General features: G+C 32.5%; 27 protein-coding genes. 20 read left to right on the top strand and 7 right to left on the bottom strand.

The window, feature by feature from the left end:
- Window positions 1-71 precede the first annotated feature (71 nt).
- From ACFFLS_RS17655 to ACFFLS_RS17640, 4 genes are all read left to right on the top strand, one after another.
- Complete coding sequence (locus tag ACFFLS_RS17655; protein ID WP_379689555.1) at window positions 72-1,082, top strand: glycosyltransferase; 1,011 nt, start codon at window positions 72-74, stop codon at window positions 1,080-1,082.
- A 2-nt stretch (window positions 1,083-1,084) separates the two neighbouring features.
- Window positions 1,085-2,209, top strand: coding sequence for a glycosyltransferase (locus tag ACFFLS_RS17650; protein ID WP_379684196.1), 1,125 nt, complete (start codon window positions 1,085-1,087; stop codon window positions 2,207-2,209).
- Between the two features lie 62 nt (window positions 2,210-2,271).
- Window positions 2,272-3,255, top strand: a complete 984-nt coding sequence (locus tag ACFFLS_RS17645) for a UDP-glucuronic acid decarboxylase family protein (protein ID WP_379684197.1) — start codon at window positions 2,272-2,274, stop codon at window positions 3,253-3,255.
- A 24-nt stretch (window positions 3,256-3,279) separates the two neighbouring features.
- Window positions 3,280-4,083 carry a glycosyltransferase family 2 protein gene (locus ACFFLS_RS17640; RefSeq protein ID WP_379684198.1) on the top strand — a complete coding sequence of 268 codons (804 nt, stop codon included), beginning with the start codon at window positions 3,280-3,282 and terminating at the stop codon, window positions 4,081-4,083.
- A gap of 125 nt (window positions 4,084-4,208) precedes the next feature.
- Here the strand turns inward: ACFFLS_RS17640 and ACFFLS_RS17635 are convergent, their stop codons facing one another.
- Window positions 4,209-4,739 (bottom strand): ORF6N domain-containing protein, encoded by a 531-nt coding sequence (locus tag ACFFLS_RS17635; protein ID WP_379684199.1) that lies wholly within the window; start codon window positions 4,737-4,739, stop codon window positions 4,209-4,211.
- Between the two features lie 40 nt (window positions 4,740-4,779).
- Complete coding sequence (locus ACFFLS_RS17630; RefSeq protein ID WP_379684200.1) at window positions 4,780-6,090, bottom strand: phenylacetate--CoA ligase family protein; 1,311 nt, start codon at window positions 6,088-6,090, stop codon at window positions 4,780-4,782.
- 134 nt (window positions 6,091-6,224) lie between these two features.
- On the opposite strand from ACFFLS_RS17630, the gene purD reads away from it, so the two are divergent.
- A complete protein-coding gene (gene purD, locus ACFFLS_RS17625; RefSeq protein WP_379684201.1) occupies window positions 6,225-7,499 on the top strand; it encodes a phosphoribosylamine--glycine ligase in 1,275 nt (424 codons plus the stop codon).
- A 41-nt stretch (window positions 7,500-7,540) separates the two neighbouring features.
- Here the strand turns inward: purD and ACFFLS_RS17620 are convergent, their stop codons facing one another.
- Window positions 7,541-7,771 carry a DUF6341 family protein gene (locus ACFFLS_RS17620; protein ID WP_025571310.1) on the bottom strand — a complete coding sequence of 77 codons (231 nt, stop codon included), beginning with the start codon at window positions 7,769-7,771 and terminating at the stop codon, window positions 7,541-7,543.
- Window positions 7,772-7,913: 142 nt separating this feature from the next.
- Between ACFFLS_RS17620 and ACFFLS_RS17615 the strand changes: the two genes are divergently transcribed.
- Window positions 7,914-8,843 (top strand): DUF6427 family protein, encoded by a 930-nt coding sequence (locus ACFFLS_RS17615; RefSeq protein ID WP_379684202.1) that lies wholly within the window; start codon window positions 7,914-7,916, stop codon window positions 8,841-8,843.
- Here ACFFLS_RS17615 and upp read toward each other — a convergent pair.
- Window positions 8,838-9,491: a uracil phosphoribosyltransferase gene (upp, locus tag ACFFLS_RS17610; RefSeq protein WP_379684203.1), complete on the bottom strand. Its 654-nt coding sequence runs from the start codon at window positions 9,489-9,491 to the stop codon at window positions 8,838-8,840. The two genes, ACFFLS_RS17615 and upp, sit on opposite strands and share 6 nt — an antisense overlap.
- Before the next feature lie 111 nt (window positions 9,492-9,602).
- On the opposite strand from upp, the gene ACFFLS_RS17605 reads away from it, so the two are divergent.
- Both ACFFLS_RS17605 and ACFFLS_RS17600 read left to right on the top strand, forming a co-directional pair.
- Window positions 9,603-10,208, top strand: a complete 606-nt coding sequence (locus tag ACFFLS_RS17605; RefSeq protein ID WP_379684204.1) for a DUF4254 domain-containing protein — start codon at window positions 9,603-9,605, stop codon at window positions 10,206-10,208.
- Window positions 10,209-10,524: 316 nt separating this feature from the next.
- Window positions 10,525-11,535 (top strand): glycosyltransferase family 9 protein, encoded by a 1,011-nt coding sequence (locus tag ACFFLS_RS17600; RefSeq protein WP_379684205.1) that lies wholly within the window; start codon window positions 10,525-10,527, stop codon window positions 11,533-11,535.
- A 41-nt stretch (window positions 11,536-11,576) separates the two neighbouring features.
- Here the strand turns inward: ACFFLS_RS17600 and ACFFLS_RS17595 are convergent, their stop codons facing one another.
- The 3 genes from ACFFLS_RS17595 to ACFFLS_RS17585 all read right to left on the bottom strand — a co-directional run bounded on the left by ACFFLS_RS17595 (window position 11,577) and on the right by ACFFLS_RS17585 (window position 13,636).
- A complete protein-coding gene (locus ACFFLS_RS17595) occupies window positions 11,577-12,011 on the bottom strand; it encodes a hypothetical protein (RefSeq protein ID WP_379684206.1) in 435 nt (144 codons plus the stop codon).
- Between the two features lie 141 nt (window positions 12,012-12,152).
- Entirely contained in the window at window positions 12,153-12,461 is a 309-nt protein-coding gene (locus tag ACFFLS_RS17590; RefSeq protein ID WP_379684207.1) for a hypothetical protein, read from the bottom strand.
- Between the two features lie 122 nt (window positions 12,462-12,583).
- On the bottom strand, window positions 12,584-13,636 hold the full coding sequence (locus ACFFLS_RS17585) for a 2Fe-2S iron-sulfur cluster-binding protein (RefSeq protein ID WP_379684208.1): 1,053 nt from the start codon (window positions 13,634-13,636) through the stop codon (window positions 12,584-12,586).
- 125 nt (window positions 13,637-13,761) lie between these two features.
- On the opposite strand from ACFFLS_RS17585, the gene ACFFLS_RS17580 reads away from it, so the two are divergent.
- The 12 genes from ACFFLS_RS17580 (at window position 13,762) to atpG (ending at window position 26,521) form a co-directional block, all read left to right on the top strand.
- Window positions 13,762-15,231: a DUF5687 family protein gene (locus ACFFLS_RS17580; RefSeq protein ID WP_379689553.1), complete on the top strand. Its 1,470-nt coding sequence runs from the start codon at window positions 13,762-13,764 to the stop codon at window positions 15,229-15,231.
- Window positions 15,232-15,300: 69 nt separating this feature from the next.
- Window positions 15,301-15,996 carry an ABC transporter ATP-binding protein gene (locus ACFFLS_RS17575; RefSeq protein WP_379689550.1) on the top strand — a complete coding sequence of 232 codons (696 nt, stop codon included), beginning with the start codon at window positions 15,301-15,303 and terminating at the stop codon, window positions 15,994-15,996.
- Between the two features lie 88 nt (window positions 15,997-16,084).
- Window positions 16,085-18,700 (top strand): type IX secretion system periplasmic lipoprotein PorW/SprE, encoded by a 2,616-nt coding sequence (porW, locus tag ACFFLS_RS17570; protein WP_379684209.1) that lies wholly within the window; start codon window positions 16,085-16,087, stop codon window positions 18,698-18,700.
- 5 nt (window positions 18,701-18,705) lie between these two features.
- A complete protein-coding gene (locus ACFFLS_RS17565) occupies window positions 18,706-19,104 on the top strand; it encodes a bactofilin family protein (RefSeq protein ID WP_379684210.1) in 399 nt (132 codons plus the stop codon).
- Window positions 19,085-19,309 carry an AtpZ/AtpI family protein gene (locus tag ACFFLS_RS17560; RefSeq protein WP_379684211.1) on the top strand — a complete coding sequence of 75 codons (225 nt, stop codon included), beginning with the start codon at window positions 19,085-19,087 and terminating at the stop codon, window positions 19,307-19,309. The genes ACFFLS_RS17565 and ACFFLS_RS17560 overlap by 20 nt, the downstream gene beginning before the upstream one ends.
- Window positions 19,310-19,876: 567 nt before the next feature.
- Window positions 19,877-21,064 (top strand): F0F1 ATP synthase subunit A, encoded by a 1,188-nt coding sequence (gene atpB / locus ACFFLS_RS17555; protein ID WP_379684212.1) that lies wholly within the window; start codon window positions 19,877-19,879, stop codon window positions 21,062-21,064.
- Window positions 21,065-21,097: 33 nt separating this feature from the next.
- On the top strand, window positions 21,098-21,295 hold the full coding sequence (atpE, locus tag ACFFLS_RS17550; RefSeq protein ID WP_008465835.1) for an ATP synthase F0 subunit C: 198 nt from the start codon (window positions 21,098-21,100) through the stop codon (window positions 21,293-21,295).
- An 87-nt stretch (window positions 21,296-21,382) separates the two neighbouring features.
- Window positions 21,383-21,883 (top strand): F0F1 ATP synthase subunit B, encoded by a 501-nt coding sequence (locus tag ACFFLS_RS17545; RefSeq protein WP_379684213.1) that lies wholly within the window; start codon window positions 21,383-21,385, stop codon window positions 21,881-21,883.
- Between the two features lie 4 nt (window positions 21,884-21,887).
- Complete coding sequence (gene atpH, locus ACFFLS_RS17540) at window positions 21,888-22,424, top strand: ATP synthase F1 subunit delta (protein WP_379684214.1); 537 nt, start codon at window positions 21,888-21,890, stop codon at window positions 22,422-22,424.
- A gap of 8 nt (window positions 22,425-22,432) precedes the next feature.
- On the top strand, window positions 22,433-23,965 hold the full coding sequence (locus tag ACFFLS_RS17535; protein ID WP_379684215.1) for a hypothetical protein: 1,533 nt from the start codon (window positions 22,433-22,435) through the stop codon (window positions 23,963-23,965).
- 28 nt (window positions 23,966-23,993) lie between these two features.
- Window positions 23,994-25,571, top strand: a complete 1,578-nt coding sequence (gene atpA, locus ACFFLS_RS17530) for a F0F1 ATP synthase subunit alpha (protein ID WP_379684216.1) — start codon at window positions 23,994-23,996, stop codon at window positions 25,569-25,571.
- Window positions 25,572-25,660: 89 nt separating this feature from the next.
- A complete protein-coding gene (atpG, locus tag ACFFLS_RS17525; RefSeq protein ID WP_379684217.1) occupies window positions 25,661-26,521 on the top strand; it encodes an ATP synthase F1 subunit gamma in 861 nt (286 codons plus the stop codon).
- Window positions 26,522-26,845 lie beyond the last annotated feature (324 nt).

Genomic DNA, 26,845 nt, shown 5'->3' with positions numbered 1-26,845 from the left:
ATTTCAAGCAAATACAAATTAAAATTATATTTTTGATAAAATCAGAAAAAGTAAGTTTTTTTAATACAAAAATGACACAAGGATACAGTATAGCAATTCCCGCTTACGGCAGACCAAACGAATTTGAAGATTTATTAAAATCTATTTATGAAATGGAGATGCTGCCAAACGAAATTATAATTTGTGAAGATTTTTCTAAAGAAAGAAATGAAATACGTGCTATTGCAGAAAAGTATCAGGTTATTTTTAATACAAATAATGTAATTGTTTCTTATGTAGAAAATGAGAAAAATTTAGGCTACGATGCTAATATTCGAAAACTAATTGATTTAGCATTTTGTAAATGGGTGATATTAATTGGAAATGATGATTTATTTTTAAAAAATGGTTTAAACGAAATTGACGATTTTTGTAAAAAAAATGAATCAATTGCAATGATTTCAAGACCGTTTATTCGATTTGAAAAAGACATAAATAAACCACTTGGTATTTCCAGAATTTTGCCAAATGAAGTTATTATCGGAAAAAATGATTCACCAAAATTAATTTTCAGAATGTGTGGTTTTGTTGGAGGATTAGTTATCAATAAAAAATGGGCAAAAAAACTAGCTACAGATAAATACGACGGAACATTGTTTTACCAAATCTACCTTGCTGCAAATGCTTTCTGTACAACTGGAATTGGGTATTTAGCAAATCCTTCAGTAGGAGGACGAGCAGGAAATCCGCCTTTGTTTGGGAATTCTGATAAAGATGGAAATTTACATATTCCCGGATCTTATTCAGCAAAGGGAAGAGCCTCAATGTGGAAAGGGGTTTTAGACATTGGAAAAGACGTTGGTAATTTATACAATATTGAAATTCGAGAAGAATTGCGACAAGAATTAATGATAAGACAGTCCTTCCACGTTTTTGAAATGAATGTTGGAGTTTCTAAAGAAACTTTAAAAGAACTCAAATTTGAATTAAAAAAACTAGATTTGTTCGAGCATTGGATTCCGAAAACTTTATATTTTATAAACATGATTTTTGGCAAAAAAGCCTATTACGTTTATTATCTTACAAGAAAATTAATGCAATAACAATGAAAAAAGCCCTAATTAGCGATTGGTATTATGTAAATGGAGGAGCCGAAAAAGTGATTCATTCTATAAACACAATTTGGAATGATTTTGACCATTTTGCATTAATTGATTTTTTGAATGAAGAAGATCGAAATTTTATTTTAAACGGTAAAAAAGCAAAAACCAGTTTCATTCAAAAATTGCCAACCGTCAAAAAAAACCACCGTAAGTTTTTGCAGCTATTTCCCATTGCAATCGAACAATTTGATTTGAGAGATTACGATTTGATTATCAGTTCTTCATCGGCTGTTGCCAAAGGAATCCGTACTAATAAAAACCAACTTCATATTTGTTACTGCCATTCGCCAATGCGTTATGCTTGGGATTTGAAAGAACAATATTTAAAAGATGCCGGACTAGATAAAGGATTAAAAGGTTTTTATGCAAAATCAGTTTTAAACAAAATCAAAAAATGGGATTTGTCTAATTCAGAAAACGTAGATTTTTTTATTGCCAACTCCAATCATATTGCCAAAAGAATTAAAAAAACATACAATAAAGAAGCAACCGTAATTTATCCGCCGGTCGATGTGGATTTCTTTAGTTTGGAAGATGTAAAAGAAGATTATTATTTTACGGCTTCGCGAATGGTTTCCTATAAAAAAATTCAATTGATTATTGAAGCTTTTAACGAATTACCAGATAAAAAATTAGTTGTTGCGGGTGAAGGTCCCGAATCAGAAAAACTTCAGAAAGGCGCCAAAAGCAACATTGAGTTTGTCGGTTTTGTTGACAATGAAAAACTCAAAAACCTGATGCAGAAAGCAAAAGCTTTTGTTTTTGCGGCAGAAGAAGATTTCGGAATCATTCCTGTCGAAGCCCAAGCCTGCGGAACTCCTGTTATTGCACTTGCTAAAGGCGGAACGCTCGAAACGGTTATAGAAAACAAAACAGGTGTTTTCTTTAAAGAACAAACTGCAGAAAAAATAAAAGAAGCAATACTTGATTTTGAAACCAGAGATTTTGATCCGAGTAAGATTAGGGAACATGCTGTCTTGTTTTCAAAGCAACGATTTGAAAAAGAAATCAAAGAGTTTGTGGAAGAAAAATTTAAAGAGCATTTAAAATCTTTACGCATAAGATAAATAATAGATAGTTTAAAAATAATTTTCAAATCAGTTACATTTGCGTTGAACAAATAACTACCATGAAAAGAATACTTATTACTGGAGCAGCAGGATTTTTGGGATCACATTTATGTGACAGATTCATCAAAGAAGGATATTTCGTTATCGGAATGGATAATCTGATTACAGGAGATCTTAAAAATATCGAGCATTTATTCAAATTAGAAAACTTTGAGTTTTATCATCACGATATTACCAAGTTTGTGCATGTTCCTGGTGATTTAGATTATATTTTACATTTTGCTTCACCGGCAAGTCCGATAGATTATTTAAAAATTCCAATTCAGACTTTGAAAGTAGGATCTTTAGGGACACATAATTTGTTAGGATTAGCAAGAGTTAAAAAAGCCAGAATTTTAATTGCTTCAACATCTGAAGTTTATGGAGATCCATTGATTCATCCGCAAACTGAAGAATACTACGGAAACGTAAATACAATTGGCCCACGTGGCGTTTATGATGAAGCAAAACGTTTTCAGGAATCGATTACCATGGCATACCATACTTTTCACGGCGTAGAAACCAGAATTGTTCGTATTTTTAATACTTACGGACCAAGAATGCGATTAAACGACGGACGTGTAATTCCAGCTTTTATAGGTCAGGCTTTGCGCGGAGAAGATTTAACGATTTTTGGAGATGGAATGCAGACGCGTTCTTTCTGTTATGTAGATGATCAGGTTGAAGGGATTTACAGATTATTGCATTCAGATTATGTTTATCCGGTAAACATCGGAAATCCTGACGAAATCACCATCAAAGATTTTGCAGAAGAAATTATAAAACTGACAGGAACAAACCAGAAAGTGGTTTATCATCCATTGCCAATAAACGATCCATTGCAGCGTCAGCCTGATACGACAAAAGCAAAAGAATTATTAGGCTGGGAAGCCAAAGTTAACCGTGCCGAAGGAATGAAAATTACGTATGAGTATTTTAAATCATTATCTCCCGAAGAACTTGCAAAAGAAGAACACAAAGATTTTTCGAGTTACATTAAATAATCAAAAAAAGAAGAAATAAATCTAATGAACGATTTAGTATCTATTCTGACACCAACATATAATACTGAAAAGTTCATTAGAGAAACTATAGAATCAGTTGAAAATCAGACTTATGAAAACTGGGAAATGATTTTGGTTGATGATGGTTCTACAGACGATACGGTTTCTGTTATAGAAGAATTTGCTCAAAAAGACTCTAGAATAAAACTATTCAAACTAGACAAAAATTCAGGGAATGGTTTTGCCAGAAATGTAGCTTTAGAAAAAGCTTCTGGAAAATATATTGCTTATCTGGATTCTGATGATTTATGGTTTCCGACTAAATTGGAAAAACAGCTTCAGTTTTTAAAAACGAATAATCTACCTTTTACTTTCAGCTATTACAATTGTATCGATGAAGAAGGAAATATTTTAAACCGAAGAGTTGATGCTCCAAAACCGTTAACCTACAAACAGTTGTTTTTTTGTAATTATGTTGGAAATCTCACTGCAATTTACGACGCAGAATACTTTGGAAAAATCAAGTTAGAATCTTCAGAAAAAAGACAAGACTGGAGAATATGGCTGACGATTTTAAAACAATTAAAAACTGCAGAAGTCATTCCAGAATCTTTAGCGTTTTACAGAATTCGAAAAGATTCAATTTCATCATCAAAATTCAAATTAATAAAACACAATTTTGGTGTTTATCGAGATTTTCATGGATATAACTTTATTTTTTCTGTCTTGTTAATGATGAGGTTTTTATATACTCAGTTGATTATTAAACCCAAATACATACGATTTAAGACTCAACCTGATGTCGAAAATTGTGGACTCAAGTTTTAAGGTCGCAATTTACGACCTTAAAGAATATCGATTAAAATTGGAGGTCACAATTTGCGACCTCCAATTTTTTTATGTCCTGTAATAAAATTTAAATTCAAACTTGAGGTCACAATTTGTGACAGAAATCATTTTTTATAGCCAATTTTCACTCTTTCACCGTAACTTTCTTTCTTATCTGTCAACTCGTCCAAATAAGAAAATACCAATTCAATATTTTTATCATGATTCTCTAACTTCTTCTGAATCTGAAGAATATCAACTTTAATTTCAGTTGTATCCAAAAGCATTTGTCTCACTTTCGTGAAAATTCTCATAATTTGAATATTGGTTTGAATGGCTTTGTCGCTTTTTAAGATACTTGAAAGCATTAAAATTCCATGTTCGGTAAAGGCATAAGGCAGATATTTTAAGTTTGAACCTCTTCCATTCTTCAAGGTCGCAATTTGCGACCTTGAAGAATTATATTCATTTTCAGTTAGTTGAAACATAAAATCCTCAGGAAACCTTGATAAATTTCTTTTTACTTGTTCATTTAATCGTTTTGTTTCGACATCATAAAGAGAAGCCAGATCACTATCCAACATCACTTTTTGGCCACGAATAAAATATATTTTATTAGAAATTGTTTCTTCAGAAAGTAAAGAGTTATCGTCCATAAGTTATTAGTTAAAAAACAAATGTAAGATTTTATTTATATTATAAATAAGATTTAAACTGTTTTAGTTTTCCACGATTGGTTCTTTCTAAAACTATTTTTCGGGTAAAAGTGAAGTTTAAATTGGGTTCCAAATACAAATCTATGGCTTCTTGTATTTTTTGAATTTGTTCTGAAACCAATTCACTTTCAGCTATATATTCAATTTCGAAAGTATCAATTTTCGTTTGTTTGATGATAAATTCTTTTACGTTTCCGTCGTCTTCAATTATGCTTTTGGTAACATAATAAAAGGTCAAACCGGGTGATTTTTTACCACTTGGCAAAATAGCGACATCATTAGTTCGTCCAACGAGTTTTTTCAGAATTGGTTTTTGTGGCGTACTTTTTTCATCGAGAATTCCAATGTCGCCAATTTCATATCTGATGAAAGGATTTGCTTTGTTGAATAAAGAAGTAATTACAATTTTACCTTCCGTTCCATGTGGAACATGATTATTATTTTCATCCAAAATTTCCACAAACAGCGTTTCAGCATTTACCTGCCATTCTCCTTCAGGATTTTCAAAAGCAATCAAATCCAGTTCAGATGCGCCATATTCGCTGATAATTGGAATTCCGAATTGTTTTTCCAACAGCTTTTTATCCGTTTCAAAAAGCATTTCAGAAGTAACAAAACAAGCTTTTAGTGTTGGGCAAGTTTCATTTAAAACAATATTTTTCTGTTCTAAATATTTAGCAAATAATACGATAGAACTTGTATAACCATTGATGTAATCAAACTTTTTGGTTTTGAATTTCTGCAGAAACTTTTCAAGAATTTCATCAGATAAATCAAAAACTGGAAAGCGAAAACGATGTGTCAGGAAATCCTTGAAACGTTCCTTTTTGTATCCAATAAAATCCATTGGAATTCCATAAAAACGCGCTTGATACGAATGATTAAAATCAATTCCGAACCAGCCAAATCGCATAATATTGGATGCCCAAGTCAAAGCATGAGAATATTTATCTTTCGCAAAAACAAAGGGTGTTCCGCTCGATCCAGAGGTTTTGTTGAGGTAAACGTTTTTTTTAAAATAACCTTTTGAAAGTCTTTCTTCAAGCGGTTTTTGAAGATTTTGTTTATTTAAAATTGGAAGATTTTCCCAATCTTCGGCTGTTGCTTTTCCAGCTAATTCTGCGTAAAAGGGATTTTTTTTAAGATGAAAATCAACGATTTCTTTCTTTTTGTTTTCAAGAAATGAAGTAAATTCTTCTTCTGAAAAACGAACAATTTTATCCAATTCGGCTTTGGCTTTCTTTATCGGAAAACCATTTAATTGAAGGGAAAGATCGAATAGGCGAATCATTTTCAGAATAATTTTCGTCAAAAATAGCGTTTAGGAATTACTAACAGTATAGAACCAACAACTTTTTGAAGATTTAATTATTTTTTACGTGCAAAAGCAAGTATTTTTGCACCACAACTAAATACAACAACACCATGACAATTTTACTATTGGGATCGGGCGGAAGAGAGCATGCATTTGCATGGAAAATGACTCAGAGTCCGCTTTGCGAAAAACTTTTTGTAGTACCAGGAAATGCAGGAACTGCTGCAATCGCTGAAAACGTAGCAATAGCTGCGACAGATTTTGAAGCCGTAAAAGCTTTAGTACTTAAAGAAAATATAAGTTTAGTAGTCGTAGGACCTGAAGATCCGTTGGTAAAAGGTATTTACGATTATTTTAAAAACGACGAAAGTTTAAAAAATATTCCGGTTATTGGACCATCTAAATTAGGTGCTCAATTAGAAGGAAGTAAAGAATTTGCAAAAGAATTCTTGATGAAACACAATATCCCGACAGCAGCTTATGACAGTTTTACTGCCGAAACAGTTGAAGAAGGATGCAAATTTTTGGAAACGTTACAACCTCCTTTCGTTTTAAAGGCTGACGGGTTAGCGGCAGGAAAAGGTGTTTTGATTGTTCAGGATCTTGAAGAAGCGAAAACCGAATTACGAAACATGCTAGTTCATGCAAAATTTGGAGCAGCAAGTTCAAAAGTGGTTATCGAAGAATTTTTGGACGGAATCGAATTAAGCTGTTTTGTTTTAACTGACGGAAAAAACTATAAAATTCTTCCAACAGCAAAAGATTACAAACGTATTGGAGAAGGCGATACAGGTTTAAACACAGGTGGAATGGGAGCAGTTTCTCCAGTTCCTTACGTGGATGCAGTTTTGATGGAAAAAATTGAAACGCGTATCGTAAAACCAACAATCGAAGGTTTCCAGAAAGACGGAATAGAATACAAAGGATTTGTATTTATTGGTTTAATCAATGTAAAAGGAGAACCAATTGTTATTGAGTATAACGTTAGAATGGGAGATCCTGAAACAGAAGTTGTAGTTCCGAGATTAAAATCTGATTTGGTTGAATTGTTTTTGTCTGTTGCAGATCAGAAATTAGGAGATTTTAATTTAGAAGTTGATTCAAGAAGCGCAACAACTGTAATGGTTGTTTCTGGTGGATATCCTGAAGATTTCGAAAAAGGAAAAGTGATTTCTGGTTTAGAAAATATTGAAGATTCTATAGTTTTTCACGCGGGAACAAAATTAGATGGCGAAAATGTCGTTACTAATGGAGGGCGTGTAATTGCTGTAACATCTTATGGAGATAATTTCCAGGAGGCCATAAAAAAATCTTATCAAAACATAGATAAACTAAGCTTTGATAAGATGTATTTTAGAAAAGATATCGGCTTCGATCTAATTTAAAAGATAAATTGACCAACCCTTTTAAGTAAGGGTTTGGTTTTTTATTTTAAAAATGAATGAGCTGTTGTATCTTGGTTTTCTGTTCCGGCATCATCAAAAATGCGTAATTGTTTAATCCAATATACGATTGCTGCAGAGCAGATAATCATGAAAATCCAGTTAATAGTGTTTGCACCAAACCATGTAATCAATTCCAAACGACGTAAAAAGTCAAGAGGAGCAAACAAGATGTTAACGAATAAGTATTGAATTCCTTCGAAAAAAGCTGTCATAATTCTTTTAAATTATATGTTATTTATTGTTGTGTAATGCTTTGAAGATAAAATTCGATTTATAGAATCTTTTTTCGACTTGTTCGGTTTTTCATTTTAAACAAGTAGTATCTTTACAATCACAAAAGTATAAAATATCCTTATGATAACAAGTGTTTTTAAAAAATCTACACCATTAAATTATTCATTGGTTGTAATTTTAATACTGGTTTTCTTTTTTATGTTCCAAATTAAAGACCCGTCTTGGGTTTCTTCTTATTTTTTGGCTTTCCAAAAAGTGAGTTTGTTATGCTTTATTTTGGCTTCTTTTTTTATGATTAATTTCATCGTAAAAAAGAACGGACTCAGTAAAGACAATGGTTACGCGATATTTTTTTACTTATTATTTCTTTTATTTTTTCCAACCCTATTTAACAATTCGAATGTTATCTATGCGAACTTTTTTATTTTGTTGGCACTTCGAAGATTAGTTTCACTACAATCTCTAAAAGCTTCAAAAGAAAAAATATTTGACGCCTCATTTTGGATTTTCGTAGCCGCTTTATTTCAATTTTGGAGTATTCTCTTCTTGGTATTGGTATATATTTCGATTATTTTTCACGTTTCTAGAGATTATAGAAACTGGGTTTTACCTTTTATTTCTCTGTTGGCAGTAGCTATTTTATTCTACATGACTTCTTTGATTTTTAATTTTGATGTTGTAGATTTCTTTCAAGAAAGAGCTTTGGTCGATTTTAGAATTGATTATTTCAAAAACAATTACGAAAACGGAGCACTTTCAATTTATACGGCGATTGCCTTGTTTTTTGTGACTTCAATGTTAATGACATTATCAAACAGACCACAGATTGTACATTCTTCATTCAAGAAAATTGTAGCGTATTTTTTTATAGCAGCCTTCGTTTATATTATTTCACCAAACAAAAGCAATGATTTATTATTATTTAGTATTGCGCCGTTAACAATTATGGCAACAAGTCATGTTGAGTATATGCAGCAGAAACTGAATAATGAAATTGCATTTTATGTACTGATTGCCTGTAGTTTATTTACATTTTTCTCGCAGTTATAACTTGCTTCCGTAAGCAAGATCGCCCGCATCGCCAAGACCAGGAACAATGTAGTTTTTTTCATTTAGTTTTTCGTCTAAAGAAGCAACCCATAGATGACAATTCTCAGGAAGATTTTTTTCTAAATGGGCAATTCCTTCTGGAGCAGCAATTACGACTACAATATGAAATTCTGTAGGAGTTGCATTTTCAATTAATTTTTGGTGAACAGCTACTATAGATTGTCCGGTTGCAAGCATCGGATCAAGAAGCAGAACGGTTTTATTGTTTAGGTTTGAAATAGCCTGATATTCAACTAAAATTTCAAATTCGTCATCGCCGTTTGGATGATGTCTGCAGGCCGAAACAAAACTGTTTTCGGCATGATCAAAATAATTTAAAAAACCATTATGCAGTGGCAATCCTGCTCTTAGAATCGGACATAAAACCAAATCGGTATCGATTTCTGTTGTCCTTTTTATTCCTAGCGGAGTCTCGATTTCAACATTTTTATAAGGCAGAATTTTGCTTAATTCATATGCCATAATTTCACCAATGCGTTCAATATTTCTTCTAAAACGCATGCTGTCATTCTGCACATTTACATTTCTAATTTGTCCTAGAAAATGATTTAAAACACTATTGTTTTCAGAGATATAATGAATTTTCATGATGATTTTTTAATTTATTAACGAATAAAGATAAGAAAACGAAAAATAATTGCTTTTTTTCGCAGCATAAAAGTATAAAAAGTATCTTTGTATATCTAAAAAAATAAAAACATGTTTTCAAAATTAGCATATTCTGTTTTCGAACAAAGTATAAAAGATTATCATCAATTTGATAATGTTGACCAGCCAATAAATAATCCATATCCAAAAGATAAATTTGAACACTTATTATATCTAAAAAACTGGATTGATACTGTTCAATGGCATTTTGAAGATATTATCCGTGATCCGCAGATCGATCCGGTTGCAGCATTAACTTTGAAAAGAAGAATCGATGCTTCTAATCAGGAAAGAACGGATATGGTTGAATATATCGATAGTTACTTTTTGCAGAAATACAGCGATGTAAAAGCAAAAGATGGAGCAAAAATCAATTCTGAAAGTCCGGCTTGGGCATTCGACAGATTATCTATTTTGGCTTTAAAAATTTATCATATGCACGAAGAAGCAAATCGTGCAGAGGCTTCTCAAGAGCACAGAGATAAATGTCAAGAAAAACTAAATATCCTTTTAGAACAAAGGACCGATTTATCTACAGCAATCGAAGAATTATTGACAGATATCGAAAACGGAGATAAATTCATGAAAGTGTACAAACAAATGAAAATGTACAATGACGATGATTTGAACCCTGTTTTATACCAAAATAAGAAATAATTTTTGAAGCTATTTCCAGCTTTCCATTTCAATTCCTCGCAAAAAAATAGAGTTTGTATTGTTCAAAAAAGAGCTTCCGTTGGTCGCTTTTTTTAAACAAGAAACTTTATTTTTTTTTGCTCCGGGATTTTCATTACAATCTGGGCTATAAAGTAAAGAACCAGAAAAAATTGGAGTTGATATATTTTAAATAGTTTATGTATAGCAACTTACTTAAAATGAAAAGACCAATAAAACATCACATTTTACAATATTTTGCTACTATTTAATTTTTAAAACAACAAATTTGTCTTCAAAAATCAAACATATAGCCATCATGAGACTATCCGCAATGGGAGATGTCGCCATGACGGTTCCTGTTTTACGCGCTTTTGTAAAACAGTATCCAATGGTGAAATTAACCGTTGTTTCTCGTCCATTTTTCAAACCTTTTTTTGACGGAATTCCGAATCTCGAGTTTTTCGCTTTTGATGAAAAAGAAAGACACAAAGGATTTCCAGGACTTTTGCGATTATTCAGAGATCTAAAGAAACTGAAAATCGATGCTTTTGCAGATCTTCATAACGTTTTAAGGTCGAAGGTTGTGAGTTTGCTTTTCGCTTTAAGCGGAAAAAAAAGAGCAACTGTTGATAAAGGACGTGAAGGAAAAAAAGAATTGACGAGAGTTGAAAACAAGATTTTCAAGCAATTGGAAACGATGTTCGAAAGACATGCAAAAGTGTTTTCAGCACTTGGCTTTCCGTTAGATTTATCCAATCCAGTATTTCCTGAAAAAGCAGTTTTAAGTTCTGAAATTATGGAAATTATCGGAAATCAGAATCAAAAAATAATCGGAATTGCACCTTTTGCACAATACGATTCTAAAGTTTATCCTTTGGATTTAATGCAAGAAGTAATTGCAAAATTGGCCGAAATTTCAACCTATAAAATTTTGCTTTTTGGTGGAGGAAAAAAAGAAATAGAAATATTGGATTCTCTTGCACAGCCTTTTGAAAATGTAATCAATATGGCGGGCAAAATCAAGTTTCAACAGGAATTACAATTGATCAGTAATCTAGATGTCATGCTTTCTATGGATTCTGGAAATGCTCATATCGCAGCAATGCTTGGAGTGAAAGTGGTAACGCTTTGGGGCGCGACACATCCGTATGCGGGATTTTTACCGTTTAACCAAAGTTTAGAAAATGCATTAACATCTGATAGAAATCAATATCCAAAATTGCCAACTTCTGTTTACGGAAATAAAATTGTTGAAGGTTATGAGGATGCTATGAGAACGATTCTGCCACAGCAGGTTATTGACAAAGTTGTAGAGCAACTTTCATAAAAATCAAAAACTTCTCTTTATGGAGAAGTTTTTTTTAATCGTTAGGCAATATTTTTACTTAAATCGTATTGTTCATTAGAATCGAGGAAAGAATATCCTATTGTTTTTCTTCTTTTTTTGTTTACTATAATTGTCACAAAGTTATTTTTGTCTTCGGTCGACAATAAAATATGTTCGAATTTTTCTGATGAATCTCTGTAGATTTTATAAATTAGGTCGTTATCTTTAATTTTTTTAGATAAAACTTTAGCAGATTTTAATTTACTTACATAAGGCCAGATATTAAAAATATTCGAATCTGTCTTTTTTACTTCTACCATTTTTTCGGTCATAGTTGAATTGTATTTTTCTCTTTCGAGCAACTTGGGACCTTTTCTGTTTTTCATTTTTATAATAACTGCCAAAATGCATAGCGAAGCAGTTACAACCAGCATAATAAATAGATATAAATGAAAGTGTTGTACGTGAGCTGTCATGATATTTAATGTTTAAATGTTTGACAAATTTTGATTGAGCTCTACAAATTCTCAAACTAGTGAGATTGAGATTACCATAATTGCACCTCTAATTTAATGAAAATTTGGCAATATTTCGATAAAATATTGATTTTATTTCAATTACAACCAAATCTTTTCATCTTGGCAACGACGGTAAATATAACTTTTTAGATTTGCGATTGTTTCCTGATAATTAGGCGCATCATAGCCATAACGCTCATGTTCCATTTGTTCCTTTTCTATGGCATCACATCCTTTTATGACCTCTTTGATCATGTCGAGCATGGCAAGTTCTTTATTATCTGTTTTTTGAAATTTGAGTTCCACAATTTCATCCTGCAATTCTGAACAATAATCGACAAGTTGCATAACTTCTGGTTCTTCCAAAAGGGATTGATTATTTCTAAATATTTCTCGAATTGATTTCATTTATAAATTCCAATTTTAAAAATTCCAAATTCCAAACTTTGACAAATATGCAAATAAAAAAATTCCAAATTCCAATTGTAAGTTTGGAATTTGGAATTTATATTTTTTTGAATTTTTATAGATTATACATCGTCGTAATCTACATATATCGTATCAGATGTTGGATGTGCCTGACAAGTTAAAATTAAACCTTCGGCAATTTCGCTGTCTGTTAAAATAGAGTTTTTCGTCATTTCGGCACTTCCTGTTGTAACACGTCCTAAACAGCTGCTACAAATACCGCCTTGGCAAGAGTAAGGAGCGTCAACTCCCTGTTTTAGAGCAGCATCTAGAATAGTCTGTTTTTTAGACATTTCAAACGTAGTCTCTTCATCGTCAACTAAAACCGTTATTTTTGTATGTCCTTCTTGCGAGCCTTTAATTTCATTTTCTTGTGAAGAAGCTGTAAAAAGTTCAAATTTGATAGCAGATTCTTTTACGTTTTTTTCCTTCAGAACATTCGAAACCGTATTGATCATTTCTTCTGGACCGCACAGGTAGAACTTATCGAATTCAAGTTCTTTGTGTTTGTTATTCAAAACGAAATTTACCGTTGATTTTTCGATTCTTCCAAACAAAGCGTCTTCTACTTTTGCTTGGCTGTAAATGTAATGTACAAAAAGTCTTCCTACATATTGCAACTGTAAATCGTGTAATTCCTGATGAAAGATGGTTTGTTCGGGAGTTCTGTTTCCGTAAACCAATACAAATGAGCTTTTTGGTTCATTTTTTAAAACAGATTTTAAAATAGAAAGAACGGGCGTAATTCCACTTCCTGCCACAAAAGCGGCATAATTTTTCTGTCTTTCGGCATCGGGTTCAAAAGTAAATTTTCCTTCTGGTTGGCCAACTTCTAAGACATCTCCTGCTTTTAGTTTTGTATTAGCAAATTGCGAAAACAAACCATTTTTTACAGCTTTTACGGCAATTCTCAATTCACCGCTGTCTGGTGAAGAGCAAATCGAATAAGCACGACGAATTTCTTGATTATCAAGAGTTAATTTTAAATTTATGTATTGTCCAGCTATAAATTTATAGTCAGGTTTTAGTTCTTCGGGAACATTAAAAAGAACAGAAACAGCATCTGGAGTTTCGCGTTTTACCTCTTTAATTATAAGTTTTAAGAATGATGGCATGATCGAATTTTTTTGCAAAAGTAGCAAACCACTATTAAACGACAGGCACGAAATTATTTTTTTTAACTTTTTTTGTAACGTTTTCTTACATTTGGTCACTTACTGAAAAACAAAATCAAATAACCATGATTTCAAAATTTATTTATCTCGAATGGAAAGCCTTTATTAGATCTGCTTCATTTGGCACCAATGTCGCAATTAAGATTTTAATTGGGTTTTTAATGATTTATTTTTCACTGCTTTTTATCGGCATGGGAGTAGGGGCATTTTATGTGCTTCAAAAAATGAATTTAGAACCGCTGCAAACCATTAACAGATTTTTAATTTATTATTTTCTGTTTGATCTGGTAATTAGATTATTACTGCAGGCAATTCCGGTTTTAAATATTAAACCCTTATTGGTGCTTACGTTTCAGAAAAACACCATTGTTCATTTTTCTTTAGGAAAAACAATTTTATCTTTTTTTAACTGGGTTCATGCGCTTTTTTTTGTTCCATTTTCTGTTGTACTCATTTTAAATGGTTACGATGTAATTGAGATAATTTTCTGGCACTTGGGCGTAATGGCTTTTATTTACATCAATAATTTTTTGAATATTATTTTGAGTAATATCGATAAACTGTTTGCTGTATTTATTGTACTGATTCTTACTCTTGCTGGAGCCCAATATTATAAATTTTTTGATATCACAACAATCACAAGTCCGTTTTTTCAAAGCCTTTATGATGTGGACGGATTATTTTTAATTCCGATTTTGGTATTAGCTAGTTTATATTTTTTCACCTTTAAGTATTTCAAAAATAATTTATATCTAGATGCAGGACTTGCAGTGAAACATGATGTCGCCTCGACAGAAAACCTTTCTTGGCTCAATCAGTTTGGTACTGTTGGTACATTTCTTAAAAACGATATCAGATTAATCAAAAGAAACAAAAGATCTAAAACCACTATTTTTCTAAGTTTTATCTTTTTGTTTTACGGACTATTGTTTTTTTCAGGAGGTATAGAAGCTTATGATAAACCTGTGATGCACATTTTTGCTGGAATATTCGTTTCGGGAGGTTTTTTATTTGTCTTTGGGCAGTTTGTACCGAGCTGGGACAGTTCGTATTATCAGCTCATGATGACACAGAATATTCCTTATCGAGGTTACATCACTTCAAAATGGTGGCTTATTGTAATTGCAACTTTTGTTTCAACAATCTTGGCTTCATTTTATCTTTTTTTTGGATGGGAAGTCTATCTCACTATTGTCGTTGGTGCCATTTATAATATTGGAGTCAATTCTCACTTGGTCCTTTTGGGCGGTGCTTTTACAAAAACGCCAATCGATTTAAGTTCTGCGGGCGGTGCTTTTGGTGATAAAAAAGCCTTCAATGTCAGTGCGATGTTGCTTACTTTACCAAAAATTCTGTTGCCTTTAGGACTTTACGCTGTCGGATTTTATTACGGAAATAAAATGATAGCCCTAGGACTTGTCTCTGGAGCTGGAGTTTTAGGGTTCATCTTTAAAGACAAAGTGTTTTCATTAATCGAAAAAAGATATAAAATAGAAAAGTACAGTACGATAAGTGCTTACAAACAAAAGAGTTAATTAGATAATTAGAAAAAGAGTCAATTTGATAATTAATCTAAAATCAACAATCTAAAATCTAAAATTATCATGATACAAGTTAATCAACTTTCAAAAAAATATAACGAAACTACAGTTTTAAACATTCAAAATCTTGAAATTCCTAAAGGTCAGAGCTTTGGTTTGGTTGGAAATAACGGTGCTGGAAAAACCACTTTTTTCAGTTTGTTGCTGGATTTGATTCAGCCGTCAAGCGGAAAAATTCTTAACCAAAACATTCAGGTAAATATGAGCGAAAAATGGAAATCTTTTACAGGTTCATTTTTAGATGAAAGTTTCTTAATCAGTTATTTAACTCCAGAAGAATACTTCTATTTTATTGGTGATCTTCGAAATCAGAACAAAGCAGATATCGATGCGCTGTTGGCTAAACACGAAGAATTTTTTAACGGAGAAATTTTAAAGAATAAAAAATACCTGAGAGATTTATCTAAAGGAAACCAAAAAAAAGTAGGCATAATTGCGACACTTATCGGAAATCCTGAAGTTGTAATTTTAGATGAGCCTTTTGCAAATTTGGATCCAACAACGGTAAGCCGTTTAAAAAAAATTATTAAAGAACTGGCAGATGATCCAAATGTTACCGTTTTGGTCTCAAGCCACGATTTACAGCATACCGTGGAGGTTTGTGACCGAATTGTTGCGCTTCATAAAGGAGAGGTGGTAAAAGACATTCAGACTTCTACAGAAACCTTGCAGGAACTCGAATCGTTTTTTGCAGTTTAACATTCTATATTTCAAAAAAAGTTTATTTTTACAAGCAATATACTAAAATTACTTTTTAGAAGTTAATGGTTTTAAAATTCCTTCTCTATTGAAAAAGAATATTCTTAAATATAGTTTTGTTTTTGCTTTTTTATTCTTTTTGATAGCATGTTCTACCAAGAATAATACTTTTGTGAATAGGAATTCGCATGCCTTAAGCACAAAATATAACATTTTGTATAATGGCGGTATTGGTCTTGAAAAAGGATTGAAATCGATTCAGGCGGATGATCACGATAATTTTTGGAAAGTACTGCCTATTGAAAAAATGCAGTTTGATGAAAATTTTGGAGGAGAAGAAAAAGCTAAAAACCCTGATTTTGAATTAGCAGAAACTAAAGCTACAAAAGCGATTCAGAAACACTCCATGAATATTGGAGGAAGAGAGCGAAACTACCAGATAGACGAAGCTTATCTGATGCTCGGGCAAGCAAGATATTACGATCAGCGTTTTATTCCTGCCATCGAAGCATTCAATTATATTCTTTATAAATATCCGAACAGCAGTAATATTTACACCGCAAAAATCTGGCGCGAAAAAACCAATATGCGTTTAGGAAATGACGCACTTGTTGTAAAAAACATCAAGCTCTTATTAAAAAAGGCTGATTTAAATAAACAGACTTTTGCTGACGCAAATGCACTGCTGGCAGAGGCTTTTTTAAATCTTGAAGAAAAGGATAGTGCTGTCGCCAGACTTCGTGTTGCGGAACAGTTTACTAGAAAAAATGAAGAGCGTGCCAGATACCGATTTATTCTCGGACAGATGTATCAGGAGCATGAAAAGCGAGACAGTGCCATATATTTCTACGACGGTGTTATTGATCTGAACCGAAAAGCAGATCGTAAATACATGATGCATGCGTATGCCAAAAAAGCGCAATTGTTTGATTATGAAAACGGCAATGATACTATTTTCTTAAAAATATATAACAAGTTGACGAAAGATCGAGAAAATCGTCCTTATTATGATGTGCTCTTTTATGAAATGGGAGTGTTTTACGATAAAAGAAAAAATAAAGAAAGTGCACTGGAATTTTACAATAAGTCGTTAAGAAGAAAATCTAAAGATCCTTATCTGATGGCTTCTGCTTATCGAAATATCGGAAACATGTATTTTAAAAACACCGATTATACGATGGCAGCAAAATATTATGACAGCACGCTCGTAAAATTGGACCCGAAAACAAGGGAATATGCTTTTATAGAAAAAAACAGAAAAAATCTGGATAATGTAATCAAGTATGAAGCCATTGCCAAACGTAATGACAGTATTATAAAAGTCTACAATCTGCCAGTTGCAGAAAGAAAAACTTACTTTGAAAATTATATTGCTGAGCTGAAAAAGAAAGATGAAGCCAAACGTCTTCTAGAAGAAAAAGAAAAAGAGAAACTAGCGAATATTGATCGGAATTCTCAGGCAGATCCAGGTAATGGAGCGGTCAATCCGCAGTCTTTAGGAAAAGCTCCCGATATGGGCGGACCAAGCATTATGCCACCAAGCGGGAACGATGCTGTAAGCACATTTTATTTCTATAATCCAACTACGGTTGCCTACGGAAAACTTCAGTTTAAAAAAATGTGGGGAAACAGAACCGTTGGTGGTAACTGGCGATTGGCAGCTTTAAGGTCTGCAAATGATGCTGCAATGAATGACACCATTAGTAGTGCAGATATTTCAAATACAGTAAACGATACTATTGTGCCAGAAAAATATACGACGGCATTTTATGAAAATCAGCTTCCGACTTCAGTGCCAGTTATGGACAGCATCGGAAAGGAACGCAATTTTGCCTATTATCAGTTAGGACTTATATATAAGGAGAAGTTTAAAGAATATAAACTTGCCAGCGACAAACTTGAGCAATTGCTGCAAAATAATCCAGAAGAAAAGTTAGTGCTTCCGGCGATGTACAATTTGTATAAGATTTATGAAATTACAGATCCGTCAAAAGCCGCCGAAATCAAATCCAGAATAACGTCAACATATCCGAATTCGAGATATGCGCAAATTTTAAATAAAACAGGAACAGACGATTCTGATTCAAGTCCGGATCATGAATATAAAAAATGGTACAAACTTTTTGAAGAAGAACATTTTGATGAAGTCTTGGCTAATATTGACAATCTCATCAACCAATATTCAGGAGATGATATTGTGTCGAAGTATGAACTTCTTAAAGCCAATACTTTAGGAAAAGTTTATGGTTTAGAAGCTTATAAAAAAGGACTTGAAAACGTTGCAGATAATTATCCGAACAGCGAAGAAGGAAAAAGCGCTAGAGAGATTCTCGAAAAACAAGTTCCAGTTTTAGAGAAACTTGCTTTTACAACAACCGACGCAAGAAACTGGAAAATTGTATATGCGATACCAAACAACGATTTGAAGACACTTAAAAAAATAGAAGAAGCGATTAAAGTATTTTTATTAGTGGAAAATTTTGAACGATTGACGACTTCCTTTGATAAATACAATAAAACAGAAAGCTTTGTCGCTATTCACGGCTTAAAATCTGAAGCTTATGCCAGAGATGTTGCCGGAGTTTTAAGAGACGATGATAAATATAAAATTGCTCATCCGGCAATTATTATATCAAGTGAGAATTACAAAATAGTTCAGATCAAGAAAAATTTAGATGCATATTTGACGCCGAAAACCCCATAATAGCCATGTTTGAAAAAGTAAAAAAAAACGGAACTGAACAATTAGGAAAAACAAACAGAATTGTAGAAGGAACATCAATTGTTGGAGACATTGTCTCAAAAGCCGACTTTAGACTAGACGGTGAACTAATAGGAAACTTTACCTCGCAAGGAAAACTTGTGATTGGTGTAATGGGATCTATAAAAGGAGAAATTATCTGTAACAATGCAGACATAGAAGGTGAATTTCACGGAAAAATAAAAGTGTTAGAAATTCTAAACATAAAAGCAACCGCAAAAATTCACGGCGAGGTTTTAGTCGGAAAACTTTCGATAGAACCCGGAGCCGATTTTACAGCAACCTGTACAATGTTGGAACATGCTAATCAGGTTATAATGTTAGAAGATGGAAAAGGAGCCGAATAATAATAGAAGAAAATGGTTTGCCCTTATAAATATTCCTTTCCAAATGGGGGTAATAATTTTTCTTTTTTCTTATTTTGGGACTTGGCTTGATGAAAATCATCCAAGCCCCAAGATATATTACAACACAATCTTCGTAATGTTAGGAGTGGGAGTTGCTCTATATAACGTTATTCGTCAGGTTAACGATATAAATAAAACGAAGTAATCATATACTTAAATGCCTTAGATAAAAGTTGCATCTTTGCATAAAATTTATCTCAAATGCTTTTAAAAAATTACAAACCCTTTTTTCGACTATTCTGCTTCACTTTAATTGCTTACTTACTTCATAAAGCAATTTTCTTTATGTTTGAAATTAACATCCAGAATTTTCATTACAGTCTCGAATTTCTTTATTCAATTTTTTTTGGAATATCAGCTTCCTTATATCTGATATTATTAATAGTTAAAAAAAAGAATTTTGAAATCGTAGGAATGGTTTTTTTATTTGCAACTTTTACACAAATGTTATTAGGATATTTAATTCTGCAGCCAGTTTTAAAAAAACAATCTGTTGGAACAGATGTTGAAAAAATTAGTTTTTTTATAACATTTATGCTCTTTTTGTTATTTGAAACGCTTTTAACTGTCCGATTATTAAATGAAAAGCGTTAAAATAACAATTCTTTAAAACAAGGTTCAAAAATAATTTTTCATATCCTTTTGAATATTAATAAAAAATGTACCTTTGCACCAAATTTTAGAAACGTAAAAAATAAGATTTTCCACAGATATGGTGATTTCAAACAAACCACTCAGATTTATTCTTGCAGCTTTTGTAGCTTCTCTTCCTATTATGAGTTTTGCAAACTCAGAGATTGACTCAACGCATGTACAAAATGAGACTGTTCATGAAGAGAAAGTAATTTCACATGAAAAGCATGGTGAAGACGAGCACGCTGCTCTTGACCCAAAAGCAAAAGTGGATGCTTTTATTGATCACCACTTACAAGATTCTCATGACTTTGTTTTCTTTTCAGATGAAAAAGAAAATAAACACTATGGTTTTCCATTACCAGTTATATTAATTGATGGAGGTTTAAAAGTTTTCTCTTCTTCAAAATTACACCATGGAGAAGAAGTTGCAGAAGTTGATGGTAGCTACTACAAATTAGTTCACGGTAAAATCTACAAAACAGATGCAGCCGGAACAATCAATTTTGATGAACATGGTCACCCATCAAATGAAAAACCATTAGATTTTTCTATTACAAAAAATGTGGTTTCAATGCTTTTTGTTGCAGTGTTATTGTTTTTAATGTTTACTGGTTTAGCAAAATCATACAAAAAAGGTCCAATCCCAACTGGATTTGGTAGAGTTTTAGAACCACTTATTATTTTCATCAGAGACGAAATTGCAGTTCCTAATATTGGAGAGACAAAATACCGTAAATATATGGGTTATTTATTAACTGTATTTTTCTTTGTTTGGTTGTTAAACTTATTAGGTATGACTCCACTTGGAATTAATGTTACAGGAAATATCGCTATTACGGTTTGTTTAGCAGTATTTACTTTCTTGATTACACAATTCAGCGCTAACAAAGATTACTGGGGGCATATTTTTTGGATGCCAGGAGTACCAGTTCCAATGAAAATTATCTTAGCTCCAATTGAGGTATTAGGAACATTAACAAAACCATTTGCATTATTAATTCGTTTGTACGCAAATATAACTGCAGGTCACGTAGTTATTATGAGTTTGATTGCAATGATTTTTGTTGGTAAAAATTTAGCAGCAGATTTGCCAATCTCATTAGGGTTGACATTGTTTATATCTGTTATTGAAGTTTTAGTTGCATTTTTACAGGCGTTTATCTTTACAATGTTATCATCATTGTTTATTGGTATGGCAGTTCAAGATCATCATCATGATGATCACGATCATGAACATCATAAAGAAGAAAATGCAATTATTTAATTTAGAAGTTTAATTTTATATATATAAATACTTATGGGAACAATTCCAACTTTAGTAGGTGCTGGTTTAGTAGTAATCGGTGCAGGTTTAGGTTTAGGTAAAATCGGTGGATCTGCTATGGACGCTATTGCTCGTCAGCCAGAAGCTGCTGGTAAAATCCAAACTGCGATGATTATTATCGCGGCTTTATTAGAAGGTTTAGCATTCGCTGCTTTAATCTTAGGAAAATAATAAAGGAGAAATAACAGCATCTTTAACGGTTGGTTAAAGATGTTGTTACTTTTAAAAAAGAAATTAAATATTTAATATAGTTATAAAATGGATAAGTTATTTAACGATTTTTCATTCGGATTATTCTTCTGGCAAGCTTTAATCTTGGTAATATTGATTTTGCTTTTAGTGAAATTTGCTTGGAAACCAATTATGGAGTCTATTACTGCAAGAGAAGAAGGTATTAAAAATGCATTGCTTTCTGCTGAAAATGCAAAGAGAGAAATGGAAAACCTGCAAGCTGACAATCAAAGAATTTTGAATGAAGCTCGTGCAGAACGTGACGCGATGTTGAAAGAAGCTCGCGAAATGAAAGAGAAAATGATTACTGATTCTAAAATCGAAGCACAAGAAGCTGGTCAAAAAATGATTGAACAAGCTAAAGCTGCTATCGAAAGTGAAAAGAACGCGGCTATGGCAGAATTGAAATCTCAGGTTTCAACTTTATCATTAAGCATCGCTGAAAAATTATTGAAAGAAGAATTATCTAACAAAGAATCTCAAACTAAATTAGTTGAGAAAATGTTAGATGACGTAAAGTTAAACTAAGATTATGGCAAGTACAAGAGCAGCAATTCGTTATGCAAAAGCAATTCTGGACTTAGCAAACTCTAAAGGTGTTGCCGAAGCTGTCAATAACGATATGAAATCAATTGCAGATGCAATTGAGAATAATACAGAACTGAGTACATTTATTCAAAACCCAACAACTATTGTTGAAGTTAAAGAAAGTGCTCTTTTAGAAGTTTTCGCAAACGTAAATAATGTAACAAAAGGATTATTTCGTTTATTATTTGAAAACAAAAGATTTGAGATTCTAGGTGCAATTGCATTAGAATACAATAAATTATTTGATGAAATAAATGGTGTTGAGATAGCAAAAGTGACTACATCAATTCCTATGGATGCTACATTAGAAGCTAAAGTTTTAGCTAAAGTTGCAACATTATCAGATAAAAAAATTATTATTGAAAATATAGTAGATCCTGCGATTATTGGGGGATTCATTTTAAGAATTGGAGACAAGCAGTATAATGCTTCTGTTGCAAACAGGCTACAAGTTTTAAAAAGAGAATTAACCCAAAACTAAATTTATATATGAAAAACTTTATAGTTTTATTTGTTTTCTGTATTTCATTATTTTCATTTGGTCAAAAGATCAAAGAAGATAAAGATCAAATTTTATTGGACGGAACTGCAATTGCAAAAGTTGAGAAAGATAAAACCGGTACACAATTTACTTACACATCGTTAAGTAATCCTTCCGTTGGTATTATCGCCAATTTGAAAACTTATAAAATTGATGCTCAAAATTCTAAAAGCTGGCTTGTTGTTACCACTTTGGATGGATCAAGAAAATCGGAAGTAAATTTTGAGCTAATGTCTTTCACTTTAAATTATAAGAAAGCAGTAGCAGAACTTCTGGCAAAAAAGTATAATCTTTTTACAGCAAATGGAATCGATAATTTAGATGCATTTTTCTCTGAAGATCGTCCGAGCATTAGTGGTGAAATGGATAAACTTAAAGATGCAGGAAAAGCAGACGAAAAAGAATTAGCAACACTTAACTATCAGATTCATTCTACTGAAAAACTAGTTTTTTCTGGAGAAGTTCCTGAAGATGCATTTACATCAAAATATAATGATGCAGAACGTAAAGAGTTTATGTCTAAAGTAGTAGCAAAATATAATGTTGCTATGGTACAAAATTCTTCTCCGTATCCTGTTTTAAATATTGAGATTTCGTCTTTAAGCGGAAGGGTGTTAGTAAAAGCTGTAGACAGAGGAGGAAAATTAGTAGTAGCCTTGACACAATCAGGAAAGACTTTTACTTATACACCTTCAGTAGTGTACACAACTAGAAGCACAACTGCAGAAACAGAAAGATTGGTTAAAGAATTGGTTGACAAATCTTATTTGAACGGTCAAAAATACATGACACTGAGCGAAGCAGAAGTTCTTTTGGATGCTAAAAAAGCGGACTCAGCTACAAAATTGGAAGAAGCTAAATTAAATTCTTCAAATATTTATGACAAAAAAGGTTATGCAATTGACCAAAAAGGAGAAAAATTAGAAGGACAACTTTCAATTGATTTTGAAAAAGTTGGCCCAAAATCAAGCAACGGAATGGTTGATCTTGACTCTGCTGGTGATGGTAAAGCTGTAAAAGTTGTAGCAAAGAATGAAAAAGGTAATTTAAGAACATACAATTACAAAGCAAAAGAAAATGTGTTGTTTAGTATCTTGAATGATGATAATACAGAAACAAAATTTAGAGCGCTTTTAGTAAAACTTGAAAGTACTGCTCCAAGAGATAATTCATCTCTTGATTTAGGGGCTTTGGCTGGCGCGTCTTTAGCTTCTGCATCTTGGAAATTTTTCAAAGAAGTACAGTATACAGATAAAATGAGTATTTACGAAGATTTGCCTTCAAAAACATATGTGATTAAAATCCCAACTCAAGAAAAAGGTTTCCAGATTTTAGTTAAAAAAGGTAAGGAAGATAAATTCTTAAATAAGTTAAAAGAATATGTAGGAGATTCGATTGCTAGTAGCGATTTAGAAAAAATTGACTTTAGCAATTTGGAGGGCTTAAAAAATCTAACTGATTTATATTCTAATTTTAAATAAAAAGTAAAAGTAGGTAAAAATAATAATTATGGCGGAAATCAAACCTGCTGAAATTTCAGCAATATTAAGAAAGCAAGTAGAAGGTTTTGAATCTGGTGCTACGCTAGAAGAAGTAGGAACAGTACTTCAAGTTGGAGATGGTATTGCTCGTGTTTACGGGCTGTCTAATGTACAATATGGAGAGTTGGTAGAATTTGATAACGGTATGGAAGGTATCGTATTGAATCTTGAAGAGGATAATGTTGGGGTTGTACTTTTAGGGCCTTCAACTGGAATTAAGGAAGGATCTACAGCAAAAAGAACTCAGCGTATTGCTTCTCTTAAAGTAGGTGAACAAATGGTAGGTCGTGTCGTAAACACTCTTGGTTTTCCAATTGATGGAAAAGGACCAATTGGTGGTGACTTATATGAGATGCCTTTAGAAAGAAAAGCACCTGGTGTTGTATTTCGTCAGCCGGTAACTGAACCATTACAAACGGGAGTAAAAGCTGTTGATGCTATGATTCCTGTAGGTCGTGGACAGCGTGAGCTTGTAATTGGTGACCGTCAAACTGGTAAATCTACAGTTTGTATTGATACTATCTTAAATCAAAAGGAATTTTACGATGCAGGAAAACCTGTATTCTGTATATATGTTGCAATTGGACAAAAAGCTTCAACTGTAGCAGGTATTGCTAAAATGTTAGAAGAAAAAGGAGCAATGGCTTATACAGTTATCGTTGCTGCTAATGCTTCTGATCCAGCTCCAATGCAAGTTTATGCTCCATTCGCTGGTGCTGCAATTGGGGAGTACTTTAGAGATTCTGGTCGTCCGGCTCTTATCGTTTATGACGATTTATCTAAACAAGCAGTTGCTTACCGTGAGGTTTCTCTTTTATTAAGAAGACCACCGGGACGTGAGGCTTATCCTGGAGACGTTTTCTACTTACACTCTCGTTTATTAGAGCGTGCTTGTAAAGTAATTGCTGATGATGGAATTGCTAAAAACATGAACGATTTACCAGAGTCTATCAAATCTATCGTAAAAGGTGGTGGTTCATTGACTGCATTGCCAATTATCGAAACTCAGGCTGGTGACGTTTCTGCATATATCCCAACAAACGTAATTTCGATTACAGATGGTCAGATTTTCCTTGATGGAGATTTGTTCAACTCTGGAGTTCGTCCTGCAATTAACGTAGGTATCTCTGTATCTCGTGTTGGAGGTAATGCTCAGATTAAATCAATGAAAAAAGTTTCAGGAACTTTAAAATTAGACCAAGCTCAATTCCGTGAATTAGAAGCTTTCGCTAAATTTGGTTCTGATCTTGATTCAGTTACTTTAAACGTAATCGAAAAAGGAAGAAGAAACGTTGAAATCTTGAAACAAGGTTTAAATGATCCTTATACAGTTGAAAACCAAGTAGCAATTATCTACGCTGGTTCTAAAAACTTACTAAGAAACGTTCCTGTAGAAAAAGTAAAAGAATTTGAAGCTGATTTCTTGGCTTACTTAAACAGTAAACATAAAGATACGCTTAACGCGTTGAAAGCTGGTAAATTAGATGACGCTATTACAGATGTTATCGAAAAAGCAGCAAAAGAAATCTCAGCAAAATATAACTAATAAGATAATTAGTAAATTAGATAATTAGTAAATGCTCAGCATTATTCTAATTATCTAATTTTCAAATTGTCACATTTTCTAATTAATAGATGGCAAACTTAAAAGAAATCCGTAATAGAATTACTTCCGTTTCATCGACGATGCAGATTACATCGGCTATGAAAATGGTTTCTGCTGCAAAGCTGAAGAAAGCACAAGATGCAATCACAGCAATGCGCCCTTATGCCGAAAAATTAACAGAATTATTACAAAATCTTTCTGCTTCACTTGAAGGTGAAGTTGGAGGTGCGTACACAACACAACGTGAAGTTAAAAAAGTATTGCTTGTTGCAATTACTTCTAACAGAGGTTTGTGTGGTGCTTTTAATTCTAATGTTATTAAAGAAATTAAAAATCGTACCGCTTTTTATGCCGGAAAACAAGTTGATGTTTTTGCTATCGGAAAAAAAGGGAACGATGTATTAAGTAAAACGCATAAAGTTCACGGTCATCATAATGCAATTTTTGATCATTTAACTTTTGAGAACGTTGCTGGAATCGCTGATAATTTAACTGAGAAATTCTTATCTGGAGAATACGATAGAATTGAATTAGTTTACAATCAATTTAAAAATGCGGCGACTCAAGTTGTTCAAACTGAGCAGTTTTTGCCTTTGGCACCAATTAATTCCGACAAAGCAGTTTCTGGAGCTGATTATATTTATGAGCCATCAAAAGAAGAAATTGTATTGACTTTGATTCCAAAATCATTAAAGACGCAATTGTACAAAGGTATTCGTGATTCATTTGCTTCTGAGCATGGAGCACGTATGACCGCTATGCACAAAGCAACTGATAACGCAACTGAATTAAGAAACCAATTGAAATTGACTTATAATAAAGCGCGTCAAGCTTCTATTACAAGCGAAATTTTAGAAATTGTTGGTGGAGCAGAAGCTTTAAACGGATAATTTATCTAGAATATATAAAAGAAAAGGCCAGCAATTTGCTGGCTTTTTTGTTTTTCAAAAAGCACTGATTTGAAGAATCAGTGCTTTTTTTGTAAGAATATTAAAACCTGTTTTTCGACTATTTACCTGCAAAATCATATATGTTTTTTGTAGTATTTTTAGAGAGACAAGGATTTAAATTTTGAATTATTCATTTTAAAAAATAATTATTTGTATCTCTATTTGTTTTGCTCTACTGCTATTATTTGTAGTATAAATTTTAAATTAATTTTAATTTTGAAAGAAAAACTTTATAATATGAATTAAAACTATATTTTTGCCATT

It is taken from the genome of Flavobacterium procerum (assembly GCF_042431625.1).
Lineage (GTDB): Bacteria > Bacteroidota > Bacteroidia > Flavobacteriales > Flavobacteriaceae > Flavobacterium > Flavobacterium procerum.
The sequence above is the reverse complement of the archived record's forward strand: the minus strand, read 5'-3'. Positions and strand labels throughout refer to the sequence as shown.